Source organism: Mycobacterium kyorinense, from assembly GCF_002101735.1.
Taxonomy (GTDB): Bacteria; Actinomycetota; Actinomycetes; order Mycobacteriales; family Mycobacteriaceae; genus Mycobacterium; species Mycobacterium kyorinense.
The window spans coordinates 1-23,061 of record NZ_LQPE01000099.1; the positions used below are offsets into that span (position 1 = coordinate 1).

The 23,061-nt window shown below is 66.1% G+C and carries 24 protein-coding genes and 3 riboswitches; of the genes, 1 reads left to right on the top strand and 23 read right to left on the bottom strand.

What is annotated here, in order from left to right; translation table 11 throughout:
* Nucleotides 1-92: 92 nt before the first annotated feature.
* The 23 genes from nirD to AWC14_RS11650 all read right to left on the bottom strand — a co-directional run bounded on the left by nirD (nt 93) and on the right by AWC14_RS11650 (nt 22,601).
* Nucleotides 93-467, bottom strand: a complete 375-nt coding sequence (gene nirD / locus AWC14_RS11540; protein WP_045373665.1) for a nitrite reductase small subunit NirD — start codon at nt 465-467, stop codon at nt 93-95.
* Between the two features lie 30 nt (nt 468-497).
* Nucleotides 498-815 carry a DUF732 domain-containing protein gene (locus tag AWC14_RS11545; RefSeq protein ID WP_045373633.1) on the bottom strand — a complete coding sequence of 106 codons (318 nt, stop codon included), beginning with the start codon at nt 813-815 and terminating at the stop codon, nt 498-500.
* A 49-nt stretch (nt 816-864) separates the two neighbouring features.
* Nucleotides 865-2,271: a PPE family protein gene (locus AWC14_RS11550; protein ID WP_045373636.1), complete on the bottom strand. Its 1,407-nt coding sequence runs from the start codon at nt 2,269-2,271 to the stop codon at nt 865-867.
* Between the two features lie 52 nt (nt 2,272-2,323).
* Nucleotides 2,324-3,628 carry a PPE family protein gene (locus AWC14_RS11555; RefSeq protein WP_045373639.1) on the bottom strand — a complete coding sequence of 435 codons (1,305 nt, stop codon included), beginning with the start codon at nt 3,626-3,628 and terminating at the stop codon, nt 2,324-2,326.
* 359 nt (nt 3,629-3,987) lie between these two features.
* Nucleotides 3,988-4,128 (bottom strand): hypothetical protein, encoded by a 141-nt coding sequence (locus AWC14_RS29200; RefSeq protein ID WP_211282299.1) that lies wholly within the window; start codon nt 4,126-4,128, stop codon nt 3,988-3,990.
* A 232-nt stretch (nt 4,129-4,360) separates the two neighbouring features.
* Complete coding sequence (locus tag AWC14_RS11560; RefSeq protein ID WP_045373642.1) at nt 4,361-4,645, bottom strand: DUF732 domain-containing protein; 285 nt, start codon at nt 4,643-4,645, stop codon at nt 4,361-4,363.
* A 71-nt stretch (nt 4,646-4,716) separates the two neighbouring features.
* Complete coding sequence (locus tag AWC14_RS11565; protein WP_045373645.1) at nt 4,717-5,931, bottom strand: PPE family protein; 1,215 nt, start codon at nt 5,929-5,931, stop codon at nt 4,717-4,719.
* Nucleotides 5,932-5,945: 14 nt separating this feature from the next.
* Nucleotides 5,946-6,245 carry a PE family protein gene (locus AWC14_RS11570; protein ID WP_045373649.1) on the bottom strand — a complete coding sequence of 100 codons (300 nt, stop codon included), beginning with the start codon at nt 6,243-6,245 and terminating at the stop codon, nt 5,946-5,948.
* A 290-nt stretch (nt 6,246-6,535) separates the two neighbouring features.
* Nucleotides 6,536-6,706: riboswitch (M-box (ykoK) riboswitch) on the bottom strand.
* Between the two features lie 264 nt (nt 6,707-6,970).
* On the bottom strand, nt 6,971-8,626 hold the full coding sequence (locus AWC14_RS11575) for an NRAMP family divalent metal transporter (protein WP_045373652.1): 1,656 nt from the start codon (nt 8,624-8,626) through the stop codon (nt 6,971-6,973).
* A gap of 44 nt (nt 8,627-8,670) precedes the next feature.
* Entirely contained in the window at nt 8,671-8,955 is a 285-nt protein-coding gene (locus AWC14_RS11580; protein WP_045384667.1) for a WXG100 family type VII secretion target, read from the bottom strand.
* A gap of 67 nt (nt 8,956-9,022) precedes the next feature.
* The gene (locus tag AWC14_RS11585) at nt 9,023-9,319 is read right to left on the bottom strand and encodes a WXG100 family type VII secretion target (protein WP_085241271.1); all 297 of its coding nucleotides are present in this window, start codon (nt 9,317-9,319) and stop codon (nt 9,023-9,025) included.
* Nucleotides 9,320-9,359: 40 nt separating this feature from the next.
* Nucleotides 9,360-10,616: a PPE family protein gene (locus AWC14_RS11590; RefSeq protein ID WP_045384729.1), complete on the bottom strand. Its 1,257-nt coding sequence runs from the start codon at nt 10,614-10,616 to the stop codon at nt 9,360-9,362.
* A gap of 11 nt (nt 10,617-10,627) precedes the next feature.
* Nucleotides 10,628-10,927 carry a PE family protein gene (locus AWC14_RS11595; protein ID WP_045384728.1) on the bottom strand — a complete coding sequence of 100 codons (300 nt, stop codon included), beginning with the start codon at nt 10,925-10,927 and terminating at the stop codon, nt 10,628-10,630.
* A 294-nt stretch (nt 10,928-11,221) separates the two neighbouring features.
* Nucleotides 11,222-11,392: riboswitch (M-box (ykoK) riboswitch) on the bottom strand.
* Between the two features lie 291 nt (nt 11,393-11,683).
* Nucleotides 11,684-12,883: a PPE family protein gene (locus tag AWC14_RS11605; protein WP_045384726.1), complete on the bottom strand. Its 1,200-nt coding sequence runs from the start codon at nt 12,881-12,883 to the stop codon at nt 11,684-11,686.
* Nucleotides 12,884-12,899: 16 nt separating this feature from the next.
* Nucleotides 12,900-13,199: a PE family protein gene (locus AWC14_RS11610; protein WP_045384724.1), complete on the bottom strand. Its 300-nt coding sequence runs from the start codon at nt 13,197-13,199 to the stop codon at nt 12,900-12,902.
* Between the two features lie 263 nt (nt 13,200-13,462).
* Nucleotides 13,463-13,633: riboswitch (M-box (ykoK) riboswitch) on the bottom strand.
* 323 nt (nt 13,634-13,956) lie between these two features.
* Nucleotides 13,957-15,789, bottom strand: a complete 1,833-nt coding sequence (gene eccA / locus AWC14_RS11615; RefSeq protein WP_045384723.1) for a type VII secretion AAA-ATPase EccA — start codon at nt 15,787-15,789, stop codon at nt 13,957-13,959.
* Nucleotides 15,786-16,985 (bottom strand): type VII secretion protein EccE, encoded by a 1,200-nt coding sequence (gene eccE, locus AWC14_RS11620; RefSeq protein ID WP_045384721.1) that lies wholly within the window; start codon nt 16,983-16,985, stop codon nt 15,786-15,788. The genes eccA and eccE overlap by 4 nt, the downstream gene beginning before the upstream one ends.
* Nucleotides 16,982-18,691: a type VII secretion-associated serine protease mycosin gene (mycP, locus tag AWC14_RS11625; protein ID WP_428838963.1), complete on the bottom strand. Its 1,710-nt coding sequence runs from the start codon at nt 18,689-18,691 to the stop codon at nt 16,982-16,984. The genes eccE and mycP overlap by 4 nt, the downstream gene beginning before the upstream one ends.
* A 64-nt stretch (nt 18,692-18,755) precedes the next feature.
* A complete protein-coding gene (gene eccD / locus AWC14_RS11630) occupies nt 18,756-20,267 on the bottom strand; it encodes a type VII secretion integral membrane protein EccD (RefSeq protein ID WP_045384671.1) in 1,512 nt (503 codons plus the stop codon).
* Nucleotides 20,268-20,440: 173 nt separating this feature from the next.
* A complete protein-coding gene (locus tag AWC14_RS11635; protein WP_045384670.1) occupies nt 20,441-21,355 on the bottom strand; it encodes an ESX secretion-associated protein EspG in 915 nt (304 codons plus the stop codon).
* Between the two features lie 88 nt (nt 21,356-21,443).
* A complete protein-coding gene (locus tag AWC14_RS11640; RefSeq protein ID WP_045384667.1) occupies nt 21,444-21,728 on the bottom strand; it encodes a WXG100 family type VII secretion target in 285 nt (94 codons plus the stop codon).
* A gap of 59 nt (nt 21,729-21,787) precedes the next feature.
* Nucleotides 21,788-22,084 (bottom strand): WXG100 family type VII secretion target, encoded by a 297-nt coding sequence (locus AWC14_RS11645; protein ID WP_045384665.1) that lies wholly within the window; start codon nt 22,082-22,084, stop codon nt 21,788-21,790.
* Between the two features lie 217 nt (nt 22,085-22,301).
* Nucleotides 22,302-22,601: a PE family protein gene (locus tag AWC14_RS11650; protein WP_045384662.1), complete on the bottom strand. Its 300-nt coding sequence runs from the start codon at nt 22,599-22,601 to the stop codon at nt 22,302-22,304.
* A gap of 153 nt (nt 22,602-22,754) precedes the next feature.
* Between AWC14_RS11650 and AWC14_RS29965 the strand changes: the two genes are divergently transcribed.
* Nucleotides 22,755-22,880 carry a hypothetical protein gene (locus tag AWC14_RS29965; RefSeq protein WP_268811729.1) on the top strand — a complete coding sequence of 42 codons (126 nt, stop codon included), beginning with the start codon at nt 22,755-22,757 and terminating at the stop codon, nt 22,878-22,880.
* Nucleotides 22,881-23,061 lie beyond the last annotated feature (181 nt).

Sequence of the window (23,061 nt, forward strand, 5' to 3'; positions counted from 1 at the left end):
CGGTGGCCGCTTTACGTCCATCACCGACACGATGACGAACCCAGCAACCGCGCTACACCACTATGCGGGACTCAACTCGCCCGCTCGGTGGTCTAAGGAGCGCCTCGGGTGCGGCGGTACGGCGTCGACGGCTCTGCGGCCACCTGCACGACGTGACCGACCACCCGAGTCGCATATACGGGTACCGCTACCGCCGGATCGTCGAGACAGCTGCCGTCGTCAAGGGCGAACGCCTGCTTGTAAATGGGCGATTGCACGACGGCGCGCCCGGCCCGGTCGCCGAGGATGCCGCGGGACAACACAGCGGCGCCGGAGAACGGGTCGATGTTGCCCAACGCGTGGAGCGATCCGTCGTCGAGGCGGAACAACGCCACCTGGGATCCGTCGTCCAGCAACACGCCGACGCCGCGACCCGGAATGAGACGCTCGTAGGCGCAGGCCGCCGTCCAGATCTCCTGGTGGGTCATCGGCACCTCGCCGATTAGCGCTGAGCGATGTCAGCCTTTGGAAAGTTGTTGCGGGCAGTAGAATTTCGCTGAAATCATGGCGAAATCGCTGGCATCTTCCATGTTGAATCCCGGATTGCGGGATTTCAGGTCGTGGACCAGCTCGAGGCCCGATTCGCCGTTGTTCAGGCAGCTGCACACCGCTTTGCCGGACGCGACGGCGCGATCTGGGCTCGGATAGTGGATACCGACCTGTTGCAAAGCGGAGAGGAAACCCGCGTCGTCACCGCCGTCGCCTGGATCGGCGTGCGCCGGCACGGCTAGGCCGATAGCCGTAGTAACGGCAAGTAACGCAACTAGCTTTCGCATAACCCACCCTTCCATGCTGGTTGTCCTAGGACTCCAAATACGTTGTCCGCTAGCCAAACTGCGCATCCGGCACAACCTTGGGTTTGTCGCTCTTGCTGTTGGACAAGTGCACCGCGTGGACGCCGGGCTTCTTCGCCAGCTGCTCGAGCAGACTGTCAAGGCCGTCTTGGTCGACAGTGTGGTGCTGCACGCTTTCGGGCTTTTCCGATATCTGTGCGACCAGGCGCTGCAATTGTTCTGGCGAGTGGCTGTCTTTGAGATCTTTGAGCGGTTTGAGACGGCTTCGCGCGCCGGTACGGGTCAGAGCGGTCGGAGCCCCGGAGCCGAGCGCGCTACCCAGCATGCCGGCCACCGGTAGCGAACTGAGCACCTCGCCCTGGGCCACTGCGGCCGCCGGCACGGCGTCCGGCGCGGCGGCCGACAACGCGGCAGCGACAGTCCTGATAGCCGGGGTGGCCGTGGCCCACGTCGGCGGGACTGACAGGTTTCCCGCCAACGTGCCGGCGTTGCCCATGCTCGCCGACACCGAGTTGGTCAGCCAACCGCGGCCATACCACGGCCCAAAAAGGCCGCCGCCCAGCGCGTCTTTCGGGAGCGCGCCGTACGCCGGGGCGGGGGCGAACTTGAGGAACTGCGAGACCGGGAAGTTGACAAGGAGCCCGATGGGGTTGAACACCGAGGTGAAGGCGCTGACTGGACCTTTTACGCCGTTGATCATGCCGGTGATGGTCGATGCCCCGGTTGACCCAAAGAGGCCGTTAAGCACACCGTTGATGGTCGATGTGTAGTCGGTCGAAAGATTTGCCAGCCACTGCAGCAGCGGGTCGCCCGTCGTCAGCGGATCGGCTGCGGACAGAAGCGACTGGACGCCGCCGGCCGGGGTGCTGGCAGCTTGGGCCACTGCGGCCGCCTGGCCTGCTACCCCGCCTGTGTTGGTGGTTTGCGGCGCCGCGGTGAACGGCGTCAGCTTGGTCGCGGCCGCCGATGACGCGGCGTAGCTGTCCATCGCTAAGGCGTCCTGGGCCCACATTTCGCCGTATTGGGCCTCGGTGGCCGCGATCGCCGGGGTGTTCTGGCCGAAAATGTTGGTCGCCATCAGTGACGCCAATTGGCTGCGGTTCGCCGCGATCTCCGCCGGTGGCACGTGCGCGGCGAACGCCGCCTCATACGCGGTTGCCGCGGCGGAAGCCTGCGCCGCGGCTTCGGCGGCCTGTGCGGCGGTGGCGTGCATCCAGGTCAGATACGGTGCGACCGCGGCCGCCATCGACAACGCTGACGGGCCCAGCCATGGCCCGCTGGTAAGGCTCGAGATCACCGACGAATAGGAAACGGCGCTGGACTGTAGCTCGGCCGCGAGCCCGTCCCAGGCGGCGGCGGCGGCTCGCATCGACGCCGATCCGGGACCGCTGTAAATCCTGCCCGAGTTGATCTCCGGCGGAAGCGCTGCGTAAAACATGCCTATCCCCTCACCCGGTCATCTGCGCCTCGGCGGCGCAGTGCCGTGCCCGTCATTGCTCGACCGCCGGAATCACGATGATGGTGGCCGCGGCGGGATCGGCCTCGGCGACGACACCGCCGAGGGAGCCTGCGGCAGCAGCACCGCCGGCTGAGCGTGTCGCTGTAGCGGCGACGGCACGTCCGGCCAGGCTCGACATGGCCATCTGGCCGAACAGGGTGCCTTCGCCGGCGAGCGAGGACGCCGGGGCGGCCGCCAGGTTCGCGGGTAGCACGGAGGCGACTGTCCTGATCGCCGGGGCGGCCTCGGTCCAGCCCTGGGGCACCGACAAACTTCCCACGACCGCCGCTTTGCCCAGCGCACCCGATACCTGCCCGCCACCAAAGCCGGCGGAGCTCAGCACCGGCTTGGCTGCTTCGGCCAGCGGCGCCAGCGCCCCGGTGATGGGTTTTGGCCCGGCGAGGAACGCGGCGGCGCCCTGCCCGTTTTGGGCGTAGGCATACGCCTGCCCGAACGACAGGAACGGGCCACCGAGCATGCCGCTCCAGCCCACGGGGGAAAGCGGGCCGGTGACGGTCGACCAGATTGTGTTCCAGTTCGACAGATCCGTCGAAAGGCCCGACGGCAGTAGCAGGTTCATCAAGGTCGGCAGTGACAGTCCGGACAACAGGTTCGTCGAGCCCGTCGTGGGCGACGACGTGACCCCTGTCGCGAGGCTTTGCAGCGCGGTCGGTAGCGAGTTGACCAGTTGGGACAGCTGGGTGCCTATGTTCAAGCCGCCCGTGCTGCCGGCCTGGGAAACTGCGGCCGCTTGCGCCGCTGTGCCTGCGGTGTTGGTGGTCTGCGGCGGTTCGGTGAATGGCGTCAGCGCAGAGGCGGCCGCCGATGAGCCGGCATAGGCATACATCGCGGCGGCATCCTGGGCCCACATCTCCATGTAGTGGGCTTCGGTGGCCGCGATCGCAGGTGTGTTCTGTCCCAGGATGTTGGTCGCGATGAGCGTCATCAGCAGGGAACGGTTGGCTGCGATAACCGGCGGGGGAACCGTTGCGGCGAAAGCAGTTTCATAGGCGGCAGCCGCGGCGCGGGCCTGGTTTGCGGTCTCCTCGGCCTGTGCTGCGCTTGCGCTCATCCATGCCACATACGGTGCGGCCGCAGCCGCCATCGAGGCCGACGAGGCGCCCAGCCAGGGCCCGCTGACCACGCCGTCGATCACCGACTGATAGGAAGACGCCGTCGAAGCCAGCTCGCTGGCAAGCTCGTCCCATGCTGCCGCGGCAGCCAGCATGGGGCCCGGCCCCGGGCCGGTATACATTCTGCCCGAGTTGATCTCGGGCGGTAACGCCGCAAAATCCATGTCACCTAACCTCTAGTCGCCCCGATAGGCCGCGATTGCATGCGCGGCCGCCATGCCTCAAAGTTCTAAAACGGTGATCTCCGCCACAGGCACCGCAATCGCGACACCCTGAAACCTCCGCCATCGCAACGAGTTTGCGCTCTCGTTGTTTGCGTTGCGTTCCCACAAAGTTTCGCCGCGATAAATATCGGTCACGGTGGCAGCGCGGGGTTTGTGACCAACACTGCTGGATCAGGGCGGCCTTCAACCCGAACGGGCGTCCGCTCCGATCAGCGTTGGGGCGCCAATCCAATGGTCAGGAATGCAATGCGAAACACACTGCCGCGCAACGTTGCCGGCGGTCCGGCGGAACCAGCCGTTTACGACCCGCGATTGCGCCATTGTCGATGACGTCGACGTTGCAGGTAAGCGTCGACGCCGCTACGGCGCACCAGCGCCGACGAACTCATGCCGACCATCGCAGGGTGCTCCGCGTCACAGCATTCGGCTTTAATAGTCATCTGCGTCTCCTAATGAGGGGAAAGCGTCACAGGCGTCGCTGGCGTAGCGCTGGTCGACGGCTGAGAATCTCCTGAGAGGACGGCTTCAAATACGTTGTGCTGGAACGTAACACTTACGTTAAGGCAACTTCACCTCGGCGTTCGGCACGATGTGATGCGACAGAAACTAAATAGCCTTGCGGCTTAACCGAATCCGCCCAGCCCCAGATCTGTGACACAGGCCACGCCTCGGTCACGGGCAGTAGGTACTGACCGCGGTGCTCACCACCGCATCAAGGTCTTGCGGTGCGATCCCGTAGCCCATCACCCCGTTCTGCATCTGCCACGGCGCAGCGCCCGCGGAGTTGTAGGCACACACCAGATGGCCTACCGTGACAAGCTTGTCCGCTGGGTAGTGGGTGACACCGGCCTCGGCCAGAGCCTTCAGGTAGGCGTCATCTTGTGAATCGGCGTGTGCGGGCGGCACGCCGCTCGCGAGAAGCAGCGCGACGGCCGCTGCGATGGCAGTGGGTTGCATCGCTCATCTCCGATACTGGCCGGCGGGCCAACCAGCAAACCCCGACCTCGCCAGAGTACACCGCCTCCGGGTTACCCAGCGACCACCGGGCGCCCAATCACGGTCGGCTTGAAGCCGTATCGCGGAGCGGCGAAGCCGAAGCCACGTCCGTTCCCCGAACCCGCCATCGGCATCCCGGGCATCCCCGGCATGCCGCCCGGCTCCACGTCCGGGGCAGCAGCGGTCCAGCCGGCGCCGGGGAACGGCGTCACGGTCGAGTTCGCGACCGGTGTGGCAGCGGCCCAGCTCTGTGGAACGGACAAGGCACCAACCAATCTCGCCTGGCCGATCCCTGCCGACACCGGTGTCCCACCAGTGATCGCGTTGACGACGCGTGTTGCACCGATCGCCGAGCCGACTCCCGGGCCGCTGGGCAACAGACTGCCACCGCTCGGAAGCAACCCGTCCAGCGCGCTGTTCTGGCTCGCGCTGATCATGGCCATGTCCGCCATCATCGACGTGACGACAGCCGGGTTGGTAGCGCCGGACGAGGTAATCGTGTTCCAGACATTGGCGTTTGGCCCCAGACCTCCGGTGTCGGGCGAATCCAGGATGCCCGAGAGGATTCCGGATAGTCTCGACCCCGACGACGCGGACGACGTGGGCGAAGCGAGCTGCTGCAACGAGGTGGGCATCGCCGAAACCAATTGCGACAACTGGCTTTGCGTACTGGTCCCGGCAGCCTGGGCGGACGCAGCACCTTGCGTGAGCAGGCCGCCCGGATTCGTGGTGTGGTGCGGTGCGCTGAACGGCGTCACCTTCGAAGCGGCTGCTGAATTGGCAGCGTAGCCGTACATCGCGGCGGCATCCTGGGCCCACATCTCGCCGTACTGGGCTTCGGTGGCCGCGATCGCAGGTGTGTTCTGCCCCAGCACGTTGGTTGCGACGAGCGTGGCCAAGGTGGCGCGGTTGGCCGCGATCACCACCGGCGGCACGGTCATGGCGAATGCCGCCGTGTATGCGGCGGCCGCCGCTTTGGCCTGCGCCGCAGTCTGCTCCGCCTGCTCGGCAGTCGTGCTCATCCACGTCGCGTATGGTGCGGCGGCGGCGGCCATCGCCGCCGACGACGGTCCCATCCATCCTTCGCTGATCAGTCCGGCGATCACCGACTGGTACGACGCGGCAGTCGACCGCAGTTCGGCTGCCAGCCCGTCCCAGGCGGACGCGGCGGCCAGCAGCGGCCCGGCGCCGGCACCGGCGTACATGCGAGCGGAGTTGATCTCCGGTGGCAGTGCTCCGAAATCCATTGTGGCAACCTCCTTTAATCTGCGGCGACCGCGTTGGCAGCTTCGGTGGCCGCATATGATCCGGCGCTGGCGCCAAGCGTGGACACGAACAGCTCGTGAATCGCCGCCGCCTGGGCGCTGACGCCCTGGTAGAGGTGGCCGTGGGCGGCGAACTGCGCCGCCGTCAACGCCGAAACCTCGTCGGCCGCAGCCGGAACGACTGCGGTAGTGGGGGCAGCTGCGGCAGCATTGTGGGCCAACATCGCAGCGCCAATGGCCCGGAGGTCGGCTGCCGCCGCGGTCAACAACTCGGGTCGGGTGGTCACAAAAGTCATCGGGCTCCTCCTTGCGGAACTGACCGAACCCGCGCCGACACGGCGGTATCAGGGCATGCTGAAGCCGCGCACATTCGGCAAAAGCCAAGACGCGCTTGTCAGCTCATTCGGCGTCAGCCGAATCAGGGGGTGAAAACCATGCCGGGGTCGGATTCGAGCGAAACGGTCGTCGATCTCGGATAGGGACTATCACTCGGACTCAAGGTCGCTCTCACCTCCTCACGGCCAGGGCACACGGGGGTGCCAACGGGGTTGCACGACGGAGTGAGGCGGCCGGCAATCAACCGGGCGCGGCACCCCTCTCGTCAGAGCTTTGGCACTGCACGGCGTATCCGGTCGTCCCGGAAGCCACTTGGGCTCAACCCTTAAGCCGGGAAGAGCTGTCCTGACCCTGGGCGTCTTTCGACGTTCGAGGTCAGTGGCCTATATCCGTGCAGACGCCTCACCTAGCGAGGTGCATGCAGTCGCCTATGTTGACACCAACACCGACGCGCGTCAACCCGACCCGCATGAGAGCGTTCTCAATGTCGCCATCACCCCAGAGTCGCCGACGTTGCTGTGGACCGTGGCCGCGATGTGCCCAGTCCGGCCCGCGTGAAAGCGATTTGACCAGGGATTCCAGCCGCACTTCAGGGACACCAATCTGCCTCAGACATCGCCTGGGAAACGTTTGCGAGTTGGCCGGCAGATTTCGGTGAAATAGCTGAGCGCGTCGACTCGCGGGGTCAGGCGCTACCGAGCTGGACGGCTTTGACCGCCAGCAAGATGGCCCCGAGGAGGAGATAGCCGCGCAATGCCAGCATGCCCAGCCGAGTCCCCGCCGACCACCTGACCGGCTCCAGCAGGGCCAGGGGTGGCATCCGCCAAGTGGCGCGGTCGGCCAAGATGAAGGCTGACGAAACCGGTTGCTTGGGCCACCGACGGCCCGACCATCGCACCACGGCGAAAACCACAGCGGCACAACATGCTAGGGCAACAGCTAGGTTGTCGACGATGGAAATAATGTCGAGTTCGGGGAACACCGTGGTGGTCATCAAGATGCCCGAGAGCAGCAAAAGCACGCCAACGATGAGCCCAGCGACCACATTCAGCCACGGACGATTAACCCACGGCCCCAACACTTCCCGATCGTTGCACAACAAAAGCAAGAAAACCGTCGCGCTGGGCAGCAGCAACCCCGCCAACGCCTGTACACCGGTGGTGATCAACCCCAGCGGCGCGCCGGGGATGAGCACGATGGCGGCCGCGACCGCGACCATCCCGGTGTAGGACAGGTAAAACGGCTTGGCGTCGGCGAAGCTGCGATGCAGCGAGTGGTTGTGCCCGAAGACATCGCCGAACGCATAGCTGGTAGCCAGGGTCACCGCCGCCGCCCCGACAATGGAGGCGTCCAGCAATACGATCGCGAACACCGAGCCCAGGGTCGTGTTGGATTGGCCGAGCAGGTGCGCGAGTGCGCCGGCGTCGACAAAGTGCCCACGGCTGTCGGTGGCACGCGCGGCCCAGTCACCTGTCATCATCAACGCCGCCGCCCCGATCACCACGACGAAGGCTCCCAGCGTGGTGTCGGCCCGCTCATAGCCGATGAAACGCGGCGTGATCCGCTTGTCGACGACGTTGGACTGCTGGAAGAACAGCTGCCATGGTGCGACGGTGGTCCCCACGATGGCAATGACCAACAGCACGGCGTCGGACGTGACTCCCCCGGAAACGCCCGGGATGACCAAGGATTTGGCGGCGCGCTGCGGATCCGGATGGCACATCAGCAGCATCGGAATCTGCAGCAGGGTGACCGCGACGAACACCAGCATCGCGCGTTCCCAGCGCCGAAAGCTGCCGGTGGTCATAATGGCGATCAGTGCAACTGCAGCGAACGGGACGACCACCTGTCTGGGCAGCCCGATATAATCGGCCGCCATTGTGACACCGATGAATTCGGTGACGAGGGTCAGAAAGTTCAGCAGGAAGAGGTCGCCGACTGAGAACCAGCCCCAGCCGCGGCCGAACCGTTCGTTGATCAGCCGGGCATGGCCGACCCCGGTGACCGCGCCCAGTCGAACCACCATCTCCTGGTTGACAATCAGCACCGGGATCAACAGCAGCAGTATCCACAGCAGGCTGTACCCGTAGTTCTGCCCGGCCTGAACGTAGGTCGCAACACCGCCGGCGTCGTTGTCGCCGACCATGACGATCAAACCGGGCCCGATGATCGCCAGCATGGTCGCCAGCCGGACCTTGGCCGTGCGCGGACGGTCGTTGTCCCCGATGCTGATTCGGCCCAGGGCGCCCTCGATGTCACCGACGTGAGCGCTGTCGAGCACCGCGGTGAGCGGCGGCGAGGCGGCTTCCTCGTCAACCGTGATGCGGTCCAAGGTAGTCACGCCACGCCACCCCCATTGCCGATTGATTTGCCCATGGCCAACTGTCAGGCCCAGCTGGAGCCGACGGCGGAGTCGGTGCTGGCCATGTTGGAGCCGGCGGTTTGCACCTTTTGGCCGTGGGCGTTGGCCTGCTCGTAGATCACCTGGAAGTTGCGGCCCAACTGGGTGATGAACTCCTGGCAGGCCGTCGACCCAGCACCGCCCCAAAAGTCCCCGGCGGCAAGCACATCGCGGATGATGGCCTGGTGCTCGGCCTCCAACGAAGCAGCCTGGGCGCGAATCAAAGCACCGTGGGCGTCGACGTCACCGAACTGGTAGTTGATCGTCATGGTGAAAGCTCCTCGTTGTTTGGTCGGCGACCCGCTGCGCGCGGCTGCGCCGCGCTTGCGATCGCCTCTAGCTGGACAGGATCTGCTGGGAGGCCTGCTCTTGGGCCTCGTAGTTGCCCGCGTCGCGGATCAGCCCGTCGCGCACACCGTGCAGCATGTTGACGATGTTGCGAAACGCGGTGTTCATCTGGCCCATGGTGTCGTACGAGGTGGCCTGAGCGGTACCACTCCAGCCGGCACCGGCGATGTTCTGGCTGGACGCCCACATCTTGCGGGCTTCGTCTTCGACGATTTGGGCGTGCACGTCGAAACAGCCCGCCATGTCCCGCATCGCGTGCGGGTCGGTCATAAAGCGCGTGGTCATGTGAATATCTCCTTTTCTCGAAATCGGTTGCTAACTATGGCTATCCGACGGCCGACCAACTGGGCACCATCGGGGGACGGACCAAGAAGCGGTTGTCCGCAATGACGGCTCCGCTCGCCCCGCGTCCGGCCATGCCCGCCGGCGCGACACCCGGCATACCCGCGGCAACAGCAGGACTGGCGCTCAGTGGGGTGTTGCCCAATGCCGTGCCGAGCGGGGTAACCGGTGGAGCCATCGCGGTCCAGCTCGGCGGAACCGACAGTGCGCCGATCGAAGGCGCCTGGCCCAAACCGGCGGACACTCCGCTGCCGAGACCACCAAGACCACCCAAACCGCCCAGTGGGCTCAGCATCGGTGCGCCGAGAGCGGCACCGAGACCGCCAGTTGCGGCTTCTCCCAACGCTTCCCCGGCCGCGTTGCCGGCGGCAGCGCTGCCCATCAGACTCGTGAAAGCACCCAAGGTGTTGCTCGGCATGTAGAAACCCGACGAGAAGATCGTGTTCCAGATGTTCGCGTTCGGGCCCCACTGATTCCAAAAGTTGTCCAGCGCAGTGTTTCCCGAACCCTGTCCGGTGAGCAGACCGAGGATTCCGCCGAGTCCGGACGACGAGGACGACGTCGACGACGCCGGTGACGCCATCCCCTGCAGCGCCGTGGGCAGCGTGGAGGTCAGCTGCGACAGCGTCGACTGGGTGCTGGTGCCCGCGGCCGACCCGGAAGCCTGGGTCACCGCGGCCGCCTGGCTGGCGAGCCCCGAGGGGTTGGTGGTCTGCGCCGGCGCGGTGAACGGCGTCACCTTGGCCGCCGCAGCCGATGCGCCGGCGTAGCCATACATTGCGGCGGCGTCCTGGGCCCACATTTCGCCGTAGTGCGCCTCGGTGGCCGCGATCGCCGGGGTGTTCTGCCCCAGGACGTTGGTTGCGACCAGCGCGGCGAGCTGCGCGCGGTTAGCGGCGATCACCGGCGGCGGCACCGTCATCGCAAACGCGGTCCCGTACGCCGCCGCGGCGGCCTTGGCCTGGTTCGCGGTCTCCTCAGCCTGTGCGGCAGTGGTGTTCATCCACGCGACATAGGGTGCGGCCGCAGCGGCCATCGACGTGGACGCGGCACCGCGCCACCCTTCGCTGGTCAGTCCCGAGACAACCGACGCGTACGAGGCTGCCTGCGTACGCAATTCAGCGGCGAGCCCCTCCCAGGCGGAAGCGGCCGCCAGCAGCGACGAGGCACCTGGACCCGCATACATCTTGCCGGAGTTGATCTCCGGCGGTAATGCGCCGAAGTCAAATACCGCAGTCATTGCAAGACTCCTTACCCAGCGTCAATGGTGTTAGCGGCTTCGGTGGCCGCATACGAACCGGCGCTGGCACCCAAAATGCGCACGAACATCTCGTGAACGGCGGCGGCCTGGGCGCTGACTGTCTGATACACCGCGGCGTGTGCACCGAATTGCGTTGCCGTCAAGGCAGATACCGCGTCAGCAGCGGCTGGGACCACTCCCGTAGTCGGAAGCGCCGCGGCTGCGTTCTGGGCAACCAGTGCCGATCCGATACCGTCCAAGTGGTCGGCTGCGGCTGCCAACAGTTCTGGCTGTGTGGTCACAAAGCTCATCGGAGTTCTCCTTACGGAAGGCAGACGGAATCTGCGGGTGTGCTCGTGCCGGAGCACGACAAGACCACGCGCACTCACTGAACGAAGGCGCGCGTGCGTTAACCGAAGCGGCGCAAGCCGATTCAGACGAAGGAGATGATGCCGGGGTCGGTTTCGAGCGAAGCGGTCATCGATCTCGGATAGTGACTATCACTGGGACTCAAAGTCGCTCTCACCTCCTCACGGCCAGGGCACACGCGGGTGCCAACGGGTTGCACAAAGGAGTGAGGCCACCCGACTACCTACCAGTCGGGCGGGGCACCCCTCTCGTCAGAGCTTTGGCACTGCACGGCGTATCCGGTGTCCCGGAAGCCACTTGGGCTCAACCCTTAAGCCGGGAGGAGCTGTCCTGACCCTGGGCGTCTTTCGACGTTCGGGGTCAGTGGCCTTTGTCCGTAGCAGACGCCTCACCTAGCGAGGTGCTTGCAGTGGCCATCTTGGCACCAAGATCTATCCGCGTCAACTCAAAACGGCTTTTATGTTGGGGATAACCGCGACATCCGGGCATACCGAAATGCACTGTGAGCGACCGGTACTGGGAACTGACCCGTGCCGGTCGTGAAAGATGCGTTAACTGGGTGTTAGATCATAACTAGCTGGTGGCTTCCTGTGAACTAGCCGAGTATTACCTGTTGCCACCAAAAGTGTTCGGCGACAAGCCGACTACGGCGCCGCCGCCAGATAAACGGCTGGGGCTTGTTCCATGGCTGCGATCTCCTACCCGGCAGCCGGCGGATGTGCAATCACCGTCGGTTTGAATCCGTATCGCGGCGCGGCGAAACCGAAACCGCGCCCGCCCGAACTCACCATCGGCATCCCCGGCATACCGGGCATACCCGAGATCTCCTCCACTGCCGCTTGGGGGGCCGCGGCCCAGCTGGACGCCAACGAGGCCGTGGTCGGCGTCGTGGCCGGCGGGGCTGACGCCCAGCTTTGTGGCACCGACAGGGCACCAACCAGTGTGCCCCGGCCGATCGTAGCGGTCACTGCTCCGGTCCCACCCGCGCCGAGCGGTGTGATCGCGGCTACTCCGGCACCGGGCATCACCGGCACCATTCCCGGTGCGATCTCGCCCATACCGTCGATGCCCAGTCCGCCGGCAGCCGCGGCATGCATCACGGCGATGTCCGCGCCCACCTGGGTGATACCGGCTACCGACATCGGAGTCATGGAACTGCTCAGGAGGTTTGACCCTGCGTTCATGAAATCCCCCGGGCCTAGACTCGATGAGAAACCGGTGCCCGACGCTGCAGGCGCCGCAGGTGCGGCCAGCGCCTGCAACGTCGTTGGCGTCGTCGAGACCATCTGCGCCAGCGCGGTCTGTACACCGGTGCCGGCTGACGCACCGGTGGACTGGGCGACCGCCGCGCTCTGTGCGACGAGCCCCGCCGGATTGGTGTTCTGCTGCGGGGCGGTAAACGGTGTCACCCTCGTGGCAGCTGCCGATGCGGCGGCGTAGCAGTACATTGCAGCGGCGTCCTGAGCCCACATCTCGGCGTAGTGGGCCTCGGTCGCCGCGATCGCCGGGGTGTTCTGCCCGAGCAGATTGGTCGCGACCAGGGTCGCCAGCAGGCTGCGGTTGGCCGCGATCACCGGCGGCGGCACGGTCATCGCGAACGCCGATTCGTAGGCGGCCGCGGCGGCCCTGGCCTGATTGGCGGTCTGCTGGGCCTGTGCCGCGGTGGTGCTCAACCACGCCGCGTAGGGCGCGGCCGCCGCCGCCATCGACACCGACCCCGGTCCCAGCCACGACCCCCCGACCAGGCCGGAAATCACCGAGGAGTAGGCCGACGCCGCAGAACTGAGTTCGGCGGCCAGCCCGTGCCAGGCCGATGCAGCGGCCAGCAGCGGACCCGCGCCGGCGCCGGCATACATGCGAGCGGAGTTGAACTCTGGTGGAAATGCTCCGTAATCCATTGCGCCAAACCCCCTTTCAGCTCGCAGCGACGGCGTTGGCCGCCTCGGTTGCCGCGTACGACCCGGCGCTGACGCCCAGGGTGGACACGAACATCTGGTGAACGGCGGACGCTTGCGCGCTGACCGCTTGGTACAGCTGCGCGTGCGCGGCGAACTGCGCCGCGGTCAATGCCGACACCTCGTCGGCGGCCGCGGGCAGCACTGCGGTGGTCGGGGCGGCTGCCGCCTGGTTCTGCGCGGTCAAACCCGCACCAATCGCCTGCAGGTTGCCGGCCGCCGCCGACAGCATTTCCGGCTGTGTTGTCACGAACGACATGGACTTTCTCCTTACGGATCAGTCCGACCCGGAAACGGGCCTCGGCCGCTGTGCTGCTTGCGGGGTGCGTCATTGCCCATAGGTCCCGAAAGCGGAGATATGTGTTGGCGCAAGCCGATTCAGACTGCGGGAACGCTGCCGTGACCGGATCGGAACGAAACGGTCATCAATTGCTAGAAGTGCCAACAGATTTGGATCCTGCGCTCACCCCCTCACGGCCGTGTGCTTGCACCAAGAGAGGTGAACCATCCAAGGATGGCTGAACGGCACCTCTCTCGTCAGAGCTTTGGCACTGCACGGCGTATCCGGTTGTCCCGGAAGCCACTTGGGCTCAACCCTTAAGCCGGGAGGAGCTGTCCTGACCCTGGGCGTCTTTCGACGTTCGGGGTCAGTGGCCTGTATCCGTGCAGACGCCTCACCTAGCGAGGTGCATGCAGCGTCATGCTTGCACCGGCGCTGATGGCGGTCAACCCGTTTGAAATTGCCGTTGGGGACAGCTCGGCGCCGCCGCGGGGTCAGATTGCTGCAAGCGGCTATGCCGCGGTGCTGAGTCCGACGCGACCGCGCGCAGGAATGGCTCTGACCAGGCACTATTGTGAGAAATGAGGTTACTCGGCGCCGCAGCCGACGCGACACACAGACCACCTGCGAGTTGTGTAATAGTTTGCTGATGACTTGCTGTGAACGAACGCGGGCCGGGGGCGACCGCCAATCCGCCTGTCACTTCAGCTATTTCACGCGGGCGACGGGTCAGCGTCTAGTCGGTTTTCTTTTCCGCGACTGCTGCGCTGAGTCCCTCGGCGAGGTCTTCGCGGGTCAACTCCTTGAACCGGCGAAGCTGGTCCTCGGTGAATTCGTCGAGGTCGCTGGACAACACCGCGTCGAGGTCCTCGTCGTCGAGGCGGAAGCTGCGATGGTCGCGGGCCTTCTCCACCACGTTGCGCACGAACCCCGCGTTGCCGAGCGTGTCGATCCCCCTGATGAGGTCCCCGTCCTCCGACAGCGTCTCGTCGGCGTAGAACTTCTGATACGACGGCCGCAACACCTCGACAGCCTCGTCGGTGATCACGTCCTCGTTTTCCCGGCCCATCAACTGGGTAAGCGCGATCAGCTCGTCGGGCGTGTAGCTGTAGAACTCGATCACCGTCGAAAACCGGCGCCGCAGACCTTGATTGACCTCCAGCATCCGCTCCATCGCTTTCGCGTACCCGGCGCCGAACACCACCAGCTCGTCGCGGTGGTTCTCCATGTACAGCAGCACGGTGTTGATGATCGCGTTGCCGTAGGGGTCGCCCTGGTGGTAGCCGCGCTCGTGCAGGGTGTGCATCTCGTCGAAGAACACCGCGCCGCCCAGCGCCTCCTCGAGCATCTCCTCGGTGTTCTTCTCCGCGTCGGCCATGTAGCGGCCCAGCAGTTTGGTGCGGCTGGTCTCCACGACCGCCGGCTTGCGCAACACTCCCAGGCCGCACAGCTGTTTGGTGAAGGCACGGGCGACCGAAGTTTTTCCGGTGCCGGGCGGGCCCAGCAGCAGGGTGTGCCGCGACGTCACCGGGACGGGCAACCCCATCTTGGCGCGGGCCATGTTGACCTTGGTCGTCGACTTGATCAGCTTGATTTCCCGCTTGGCCTTCTCCATGCCCAGCATCGCGTTGAGCTCGGCATCCCCTTCGGCCAGATACTTCTTGGCCATCTCGGCGTGACGGGCGGCCTCGGCCTCTTCCCGGGTTGGCGCGCTGTCGGGATCCCACGGGTCGGTGCGCGCCTCGATGGTTTCCGGATCGGTCAGCACCAGCCGGTAGTTGGGGTTGTCCAATGCCTCCCGCGCGGGCGCGAATTTCGAGTCGCGCGAATACACCCGCCGCAGCAGCTCGACGGCCTCGTCTTCACGGCCCAAGTGCCGCAGACACATGCCCTGGGTGTACATCGCGACGTTGGCCGCACCGGGCACCCGCTCGCCCTCGATGGCCTCTTCGGCACGGCGGGTGGCTTCTTCGAAAACACCCAGCGACGCCAACGCCGTGGTGGCCATCGCCGCGCCGGCGGCCTTCAATTCGGGCTGACGCCAGGGCTTCCCCGCCGGGAATTGAGCGAGCACGTCGGGCCAGCGGCCGGTGCGGAAGTACAGCACCCCCCGCACATAGGTGAGCAACTCCGCGTCGGACGGCAGCCGCGGTTCGACCGATTCGAGAATCTTCGCGGCTTCGTCGTATCGCTTCGCCTCGGCCAGCACGGCCGCATACGCCGCGGCCAGCGATTCCACGCTGGTGACCGCCAACCGTAGGAACAGCCCGTCGGAGACCTCGGGCCGAAACTCCAACTCCGACAAGCCCAGCCGGCGGATCTCCCAGCCGAACGTCTTGACGGATTCCCACGCGTTGGTGAGCACGTCGATGCTGGCATCGCCGGCCAGCACCCGCGCCAGCCACGCGTCGCACATGTCCGGATCCAGCCGGGTGGCGGTGGTGAACATCTGCAGAGCCACCTGCGGATTGTGGCTGGGCTGTAGGCCGTTGACGGAAATGCCGGAGGCCAGCAGGCCCGCGACCATCGCGTTACGGGCATCCGTCGCGGCGGTCGGCGGCCTTGTCATCGAGGCGCCCCCGCGGTGCTCGCCGAGTACTCGGGCGGAACCGGCGCGGCTGCGTCAATCGGCACTGCCAGCAGTTCGTCGTCGGCCAATGCCCTGCTCGGCAGCGCCAGCGGCGGACCGGGCAACGGCGCCGGCAAGCTGGCGCGTACCGCAGCCAACTGCCGCCCGGTGAGTCGATTCAGCCCACCCCACAACTTTTTTCGCAGGCGCTTGTCGCTGTGATACCGCACCAGCGCCGAAACGTCGATGCCGTGGCGGTGCGGAAGCAGCCGGACTGTGACGACGGTGGCGTCGGTGTCCGCCAGCCACAGCTCGTCGAAGGTCTCCCCGTTGATGTCCGACGGCGATACCCAGAAGCTGGTCACATACCCGTCGAGATGTCTGAGATAGCGCCAGTAAGGCCGAATTTGGCTCGGGTCGAGGCCCGCCAACACGGCGTCGTCCACATCGGCGATCTCGGCGGCGCTGAGTGTACGGGCCACACAGCGCCGGCCGTTGAGCTCTTGAGCGAGCCGCTCGGTGGCGGCGGCCAGCGTCGAGGCCACCGAATCGCGGGCGGCCACCGCGGCGACGTTGTGCTGCGGATCCATCCGCACCACCAACCAAGTTCGGCGCTCGTCCAGCGGGCGTCCACGGCCGTCGTCGGCAGCTCCGAAATCGTCTTGAACCGCCGATTCGACACCGGTGGACCCGCTGCGTGTTCCCACCGAAACGATGTCGACACCGTCGAGGCGAACGTCGAACTGGCGCAACGCCGTTGCCACCGCTTCAACCGGAAGCACGCCCGACGACGCGTGGCGCTGGCGATGCCGGCCCGGGGCCACGTCCGCGGGACCTTCGACGGCGATGACCGTGACCAGTCGAGCGCCGTACTCGCGGATCCCCACCACCTCGCGACCGAACCGGCGCTGGTGGTCGATCGCCGGTGTGCATCCGGCGACGAGTGCCTCGGGGTCGGCGTACCAATTGCGCACTCGCGCAACCGGAGCCGAGGCCAGCGGGATGCCCCGGAAGGTCACCAGCGCGACGATCGCCACAACCGCCGCCACGCCGACGCCGGACCACCACGCGATGTGATGGGCCTGCCAGGCATCGGGGCAATGACTGGCGATCGCCAGCACCGCGACGTCGATGAGGAACACTGTGGTGATCCGCGGCCACGACAGGGCCAGCCCGAATTTGCGTTGCGCCTTCATCGGTCTCGCTCCGTTCGCCTCATCAGCACTGCCCCGCCGAACACCGCAGCGGCTACCAGCAGCGCGGCAGCCAATCCCCCGGCTCCCACCCACACCGGCGTCATATTGCGTGCGGGCGGCGGCGGGGGCAACTTCAGCGGGGACGACAATTCTTTGGCCACCGCCGGGCCGTCAGGCACATCCCAGGTGAGCGCCGCGACCGGGTCGATCACGCCGTGGCCGACCTGGTTATCCACTCCGCGCGCCGGTGGCCGGGCGGTGTGGATCAGCCGGTTGATGATCTGGTGTGACGACAAGTTGGGGTATTTCGCACGGACCAGAGCCGCAACCCCGGAGACAATCGCGGTGGAAAAGCTGGTGCCGCTCGGTACCAGCAGCGTGTTGTCCGGACCGTCGATAGCGTTGATCAGGCTGTCGTCGCGCGGTGAAAGCCCGACGACGTCGGTGCCGGGCGCCGCGATGGACACCCATGGCCCGGCCACGCTCGTTTTGTCCAGCGGCGCGCCGGCGGAGTCAACCGCACCGACGGACAGCACGTAATCGCTGAACCATGCCGGAGTCACGACCGTGTTCACACCGTTCCAATCGCGAGGATCGTTGGGCAGCAACGGATCAAAGGTCGGGTTCTGCTTGCAGTCTTTTTGGCTGGTGTCCCCCGCGGCGGCGACGATCACCGCGTCCTTGTCGACCGCGGCGTAGCGGACTGCGGCACCCAGGTCGGTCTGGTCGAGGATGCTGCGCGCACTCATGCAGAGCACCTGGGAAATGTTGATCACCGAGGCGCCCATGTTGGCGGCGTGCACGATCGCCCGCGCCATGGTCCGGATGCTGTCCATCTTCTGCCGGGTCTGCGGATCCTCGTCGCCGGTGAACGCATCCTTGAGCGTGAAAGCCTGGCTGGACTGGCGGATCGAGATCACCTCGACGTCGGGGGCCACGCCGCTGAACGCATCCGCCGGCGGCGCTGGAGGTGCCGGCGCGACCGGGCGGTCCACGGAGACCGCTTGCCCGCCGCCGGAATAGTTGGGCGCCACCACTTTTCCGTGCCCGTTGTTGCTCGCCGGAGCCTTGGGCGGCGCCGGCAGCCACGGCACGGCCGGTTGCGCAGGGGCCTCCTCCGTCGGCGACGGCGGAACCATCGTGATGGTCTGAGGTGGCGGAGGCGGCACCGACATCGTGATCGTCTGCGGCGGCGGTGGGGGTGGCGGCGGCTCATTGGTGGGAACGGGAGGGGGTTTACGCGCCGGCGGAGGCGCGGTTTCCGCGGCGCTGGCCGGCGCCGCAGCGATCATCGACGCCACGATCGTTCCGTGGGCGTCGCAGTCCGAGAGCCCGTCGCCACCCATCACGTAGTCGCCGCCGGCGGTCAAGTGCGGCAGTCTCGGGTGCGGAGTCACCCCGGTGTCGATGACAGCGACCTTGACCCCGCCGCCACGGCCGAACCGCCACGCCTCCGGCAGGTTCAGCATGTCCATGTACTTCGGCTGCACCCGAAAATCAGTGCCGGGCAACACCCCAACCTCGGTGCAGTAGGAGCTTTGCCGCATCGGCTGCTCCGGCCCGGGCGGACCGTCCGGCGGTACTGCGGCCGGGTCGATCACCGGTGGGTTGATCGCGTAGGCCGACGGCGACCCGGCCAGTGCCGCGGATGCGACGATGAGTGTGGTGGCAGCTATTCCTGCCGCCCGGGTGCACCCGGGCGGCAGGAGGTTGGCGTGGCGACCCGCTGCGCCCGGCTTCGCCGCGCTTGCGATCGCCACGGTTCTGCTGCTACCGGTAACGGATCGCTGCATAGACATTCATCAACCACAGTGCCAGCGGGAAAATTGGCATCAGGCAAAGGTATTCGATCCACTCCACGATTTTGCGGAACAGCGGGCTGTAGATGGTGTTGGGCACCACCGCCGCAGCGGTCAGCCCCGCCGCCGGCACCAGCACCAGGATGCCCACGCCCACCGACACGGCGATCGGTGACGACAGCACCAGCGCATACCGGACTACCACGGCCGCCACGATGATCACCGAGGTCAGTGCCAGCGTGATCGCCTGCCAGCGGTCGACGTAGGAGCGACCACGCAGCATCAGGAACCCGGCCGTAGAGGCGGCCAGCAGCAGCGGCAGCCACCGCTGGCCGGTGTGGGGGTCGCACAAGCCCGCCAGGCAGACCACGACCAGCACGCCGAACCCGACCAGCAATCCGCTCAGGAATGAACGGGCGCGCTCGGCCCGCAACAGCACGTCACGCACCGAGGCCGGGCCCTCCAGAACCGGACGCCCGCCGCCAGAGACCGTCACGGTGGTCGGCAGGTCGGGGCGGGCTTCGAACACCCAGCGACTGGTGGCCGACGGGAACACCGGCAACCGGATTCCCGACAGCCAGCGCGACATCGACGGCGCCGTGTGGTAGCCGATCACGCAGGCCAGCAGCACGCACGTCATCAGCGTCACCGGGCCGGTGCCCAGCAGCATCCGCGCCGCACCCGCGAGCATCGCGGCGGCGCAGATCGTGACGATCGCGGTGTAGATGCCCAGCCGACGGCCGGTCAGTCGCATGGCCAGCATCGACCCGACGCCGGCGACGGCGAAGCCCAGCGCCGCATGCGGCGCCCCCACCGGTCCGGGCGGTGTCGCGGCCGCGGCGACCGAAAGCATCGCCAGGCCGCTGATCAGTACGAGGTCACCGACCCGCCGGCCTGCCACCGATGTCGCGCGCATCAGCACCAGCGTGGCCACCGTCAGCACCAGGATCGCGACCACGGCGGCGTAGCTCGCGGCCAGCCACGAGTCATCCCGCCAGCGCCACCAGCCCAGCAGCCCGGCGGCCAGCGCCACGCCCACGGCGACCATCGCGGCACCGACCTGGACCGCCACGACCGGGTCGATGGCGGCGAAGCGCTTGGACAGGTTGACCGACACAGCCGTCGAGATGTGCTCGATGACCTGAGAGCGGTGCTCGGTGTCCTCGATGAACCGCAGCCACAGCCGGTCTCCGTCGTAGATGTCCTGCTCAGTCAGCGACTGATTGGCCCGCAGCGGGGTGCCGTCGATCAGGCACAACGCCCACCGGCCGCGTCCGGTCGCTTCCAGCGGCGCGACGTCAAGCTCTCGCAGCCGGCTGTTGACCACCTTCAGCAGTGGGTCGACCATCACCGACACCGGTGCGTTGGCGTCCAGCAACACGCCGATCTGCACGTCGGCGGCCATGACCGCAACCACTGCCGCCTGCGGGGAGGCAACCGCCTCCGCGCCGGGCTGGGGCGCCTCGGCCACCACCGTGGTCACCGCGACACCTCTTTGTCGATGAATTGTGAATCCATGTGTCTCGCCTCGCGATTTATAATTGTGACTCCAGTCCCAATTCTCGAGCCAATTCTAGAACATTTCGGGCGATCCGCACCCCGAGTGAATGGCGCCGTCAAAATCCTTGGTGCGCACGGTTTTTCCCGTGCAATTGTTTAAACTCTGCGATGCGTTTTCCACTCGCCGTAGGGCAGCGTGTCCAAAACGGTCTTCACTCCGACTTGAACCAGTTGCGGGGTGGCCGGACAGATAGCCAGCCACGCCTCGCCGGACCCGGCGGTGCGGGCCTGCTGGTACATCGCGATGCGCCCGCCGGAGCCGTCTTTCAGCGACAGCACCGACGCGCTGGGAGCCCTGGCGTCGTCGCGATACTGCCGGGCATAGACCGCGGCCTCGGCCGCCGGATCGGACAGCGCCTGCCCCAGCGCGGCCACCGTGGCCGCACTGATGCCCAGGCGACGCAGGTCCCCGCCGGAGAAAACGTTGAAACCCGATTCTTGCCAGGCCTTGGTCACCTCGAGCATTTCCTCGAGCGGCACGTTGACGGCGTTGATCGCAGCCGGATCGGCGTGGTGGATCGACTCCAGCCCGTCGAAGACCAGCGCCGCGATCGAGGCGGTGTCGGAGATCGCCACGTCGTCGACGGTGATCTCGTCGCCGACCCGCACCGCCGACACCCAGTGCTGACCACGCCGGGCCAGCACCACCCGGAACTCGTTGTCGGGAATGTCGCGCGACCCGACCGGCTCCTCTTGCTCGCCTTCTTCCTGCTGCTTGACGCCGTAGAGCAGTTTGCCCCGCGACAGGAGCGCGATGACCTCCAGGTCGGGTGCGGCCAGCACTCGCATCCGCGCGGCCACCTGCTCGTTGACCGTGTCGTCGGTCACGATGCCCTGTTCGCGCATCACCGCCATGCCCGGGTGCTCGTTGAGCCAGTCGCTGGAATCGGTGGAGACATATGGCCGGCAACGCAGCTCAGGAGCGACGTGCCGGATATCCAGCAGCGCCTGGAGCATCCAGAAACCCTCGACGTTGACGGTGATATCCGTCCGGGTGCCCTGTTGGTCCATCGCTACTCTCGTGTCGCTGTAGTTGGAAACCGCAGGACGCGGCAGCACACCGACTCGGGTGTGCTGCCGTGCCTGTGTTTTGAGTTTGCTACGCCCAGCTGGAGCCGACGGCGGAGTCGGTGCTGGCCATGTTGGAGCCGGCGGTTTGCACCTTTTGGCCGTGGGCGTTGGCCTGCTCGTAGATCACCTGGAAGTTGCGGCCCAACTGGGTGATGAACTCCTGGCAGGCAGTCGAGCCTGCGCCGCCCCAAAAGTCGCCGGCAGCAAGCACATCGCGAATGATGGCCTGGTGCTCGGCCTCCAACGAAGCGGCCTGGGCGCGAATCAAAGCGCCGTGGGCGTCGACGTCACCGAACTGGTAGTTGATCGTCATGGGAAGTGTTCTCCTAACGTTGTGAAAGCTTACGCAGATGCGGCCAAAACCGCAGTGCGTCAGCTGCTCAGGATCTGCTGGCTGGCCTGCTCTTGGGCCTCGTAGTTGTTGGCGTCGCGGATCAGCCCGTCGCGCACACCGTGCAGCATGTTGACGATGTTGCGAAACGCGGTGTGCATCTGGCCCATTGTGTCGTACGAGGTAGCCTGAGCGGTCCCGCTCCAGCCGGCACCGGCGATGTTCTGGCTGGAAGCCCACATCTTGCGGGCCTCGTCCTCAACGGTCTGAGCGTGCACGTCGAAACGGCCCGCCATGTCCCGCATCGCGTGCGGGTCGGTCATAAAACGCGTTGTCACTTGAATATCTCCTTACTGGTCTGTGCTCTGGACCCAAGTCACGAGTGATAGCCGGACGGGTTACGCGGTGGCATAACCGCCGACCCGAATAGACAACGGACGATCCCCCTTCCCCCTAACCGGCTGCCACCGTGCATAAAACGACGGTGGGACGAATTTCGTACCGCAGGGAGGCTGCGGCGGTCGTGAAATCCATCTATCAACGGTACTTCGGTACTCAGCTGGCCGCGATAGCGTTGGCGGCCTCGGTCGCCGCATACGATCCCGCGCTGGTCCCCAGCGTGTTCACGAACATCTCGTGGATGGCCGCGGCCTGCGCACTGACCGCCTGGTACATCTGCGCGTGAGCGGCGAACTGGGCCGCGGTCAGCGCCGACACCTCGTCGGCCGCTGCAGGAACTACCCCCGTCGTTGGGGCCGCCGCAGCCGCGTTTTGGGCGCTGAGTGCCGAGCCGATCCCCTGCAGAGTTCCGGCTGCGGCCGATAACGCCTCGGGCTGTGTGGTCACGAACGACATCTAGCTTCCTCCTTCAGAAGTTTCAGCAATCGTTCCGTGCATGAGAATAGATGCCCGCTTTGATCCCCGCCGCGGCCAACGCGCGGTGTTCGCAAGTGTTCACCAAGCAGCAACAAGTGTTCATCTGCGGTAACAGCTGGGTAACAGTTGTGCATGCAAGTGGCCAGTCATCTGGCCGAAGTGACCGACGACCTGTGCGAATTTCCGCGTGCCGCGTTGGCGACGTCGCCAGGACCGCCGCCGCAGCAGCGACAAGTGGTCGTGCTCAACAACAAATAGTCGGCTTGATACCTATAAAAATCTTGCCGCGGATAACGTCGGCCCGAGCTAATTGCACATGCGCCCAGCAACCAATCACTCCGGCACTGCCGAGGGCACCTGCTAGTTGAGTCCCGCATAGTGGTGTAGCGCGGTTGCTGGGTTCGTCATCGTGTCGGTGATGGACGTAAAGCGGCCACCG

Coding starts and splice junctions, on each gene's coding strand:
- AWC14_RS29200 (WP_211282299.1), bottom strand. CDS start 4,128: ATGACTATTAAAGCCGAATGCTGTGACGCGGAGCACCCTGCGATGGTC.
- AWC14_RS11590 (WP_045384729.1), bottom strand. CDS start 10,616: ATGACTGCGGTATTTGACTTCGGCGCATTACCGCCGGAGATCAACTCC.
- AWC14_RS11560 (WP_045373642.1), bottom strand. CDS start 4,645: ATGCAACCCACTGCCATCGCAGCGGCCGTCGCGCTGCTTCTCGCGAGC.
- AWC14_RS11605 (WP_045384726.1), bottom strand. CDS start 12,883: ATGGATTACGGAGCATTTCCACCAGAGTTCAACTCCGCTCGCATGTAT.
- AWC14_RS11585 (WP_085241271.1), bottom strand. CDS start 9,319: ATGACCACGCGCTTTATGACCGACCCGCACGCGATGCGGGACATGGCG.
- AWC14_RS11570 (WP_045373649.1), bottom strand. CDS start 6,245: ATGACTTTTGTGACCACCCGACCCGAGTTGTTGACCGCGGCGGCAGCC.
- AWC14_RS11640 (WP_045384667.1), bottom strand. CDS start 21,728: ATGACGATCAACTACCAGTTCGGTGACGTCGACGCCCACGGCGCTTTG.
- AWC14_RS11545 (WP_045373633.1), bottom strand. CDS start 815: ATGCGAAAGCTAGTTGCGTTACTTGCCGTTACTACGGCTATCGGCCTA.
- AWC14_RS11595 (WP_045384728.1), bottom strand. CDS start 10,927: ATGAGCTTTGTGACCACACAGCCAGAACTGTTGGCAGCCGCAGCCGAC.
- AWC14_RS11650 (WP_045384662.1), bottom strand. CDS start 22,601: ATGTCGTTCGTGACCACACAGCCCGAGGCGTTATCGGCCGCAGCCGGA.
- eccA (WP_045384723.1), bottom strand. CDS start 15,789: ATGACAAGGCCGCCGACCGCCGCGACGGATGCCCGTAACGCGATGGTC.
- AWC14_RS11635 (WP_045384670.1), bottom strand. CDS start 21,355: ATGGACCAACAGGGCACCCGGACGGATATCACCGTCAACGTCGAGGGT.
- AWC14_RS11610 (WP_045384724.1), bottom strand. CDS start 13,199: ATGTCGTTCGTGACAACACAGCCGGAAATGCTGTCGGCGGCGGCCGGC.
- AWC14_RS11580 (WP_045384667.1), bottom strand. CDS start 8,955: ATGACGATCAACTACCAGTTCGGTGACGTCGACGCCCACGGTGCTTTG.
- eccE (WP_045384721.1), bottom strand. CDS start 16,985: ATGAAGGCGCAACGCAAATTCGGGCTGGCCCTGTCGTGGCCGCGGATC.
- AWC14_RS11555 (WP_045373639.1), bottom strand. CDS start 3,628: ATGGATTTTGCGGCGTTACCGCCCGAGATCAACTCGGGCAGAATGTAT.
- AWC14_RS11565 (WP_045373645.1), bottom strand. CDS start 5,931: ATGGATTTCGGAGCACTGCCACCGGAGATCAACTCCGCTCGCATGTAC.
- nirD (WP_045373665.1), bottom strand. CDS start 467: ATGACCCACCAGGAGATCTGGACGGCGGCCTGCGCCTACGAGCGTCTC.
- AWC14_RS29965 (WP_268811729.1), top strand. CDS start 22,755: ATGCAAGTGGCCAGTCATCTGGCCGAAGTGACCGACGACCTGTGCGAA.
- AWC14_RS11550 (WP_045373636.1), bottom strand. CDS start 2,271: ATGTTTTACGCAGCGCTTCCGCCGGAGATCAACTCGGGCAGGATTTAC.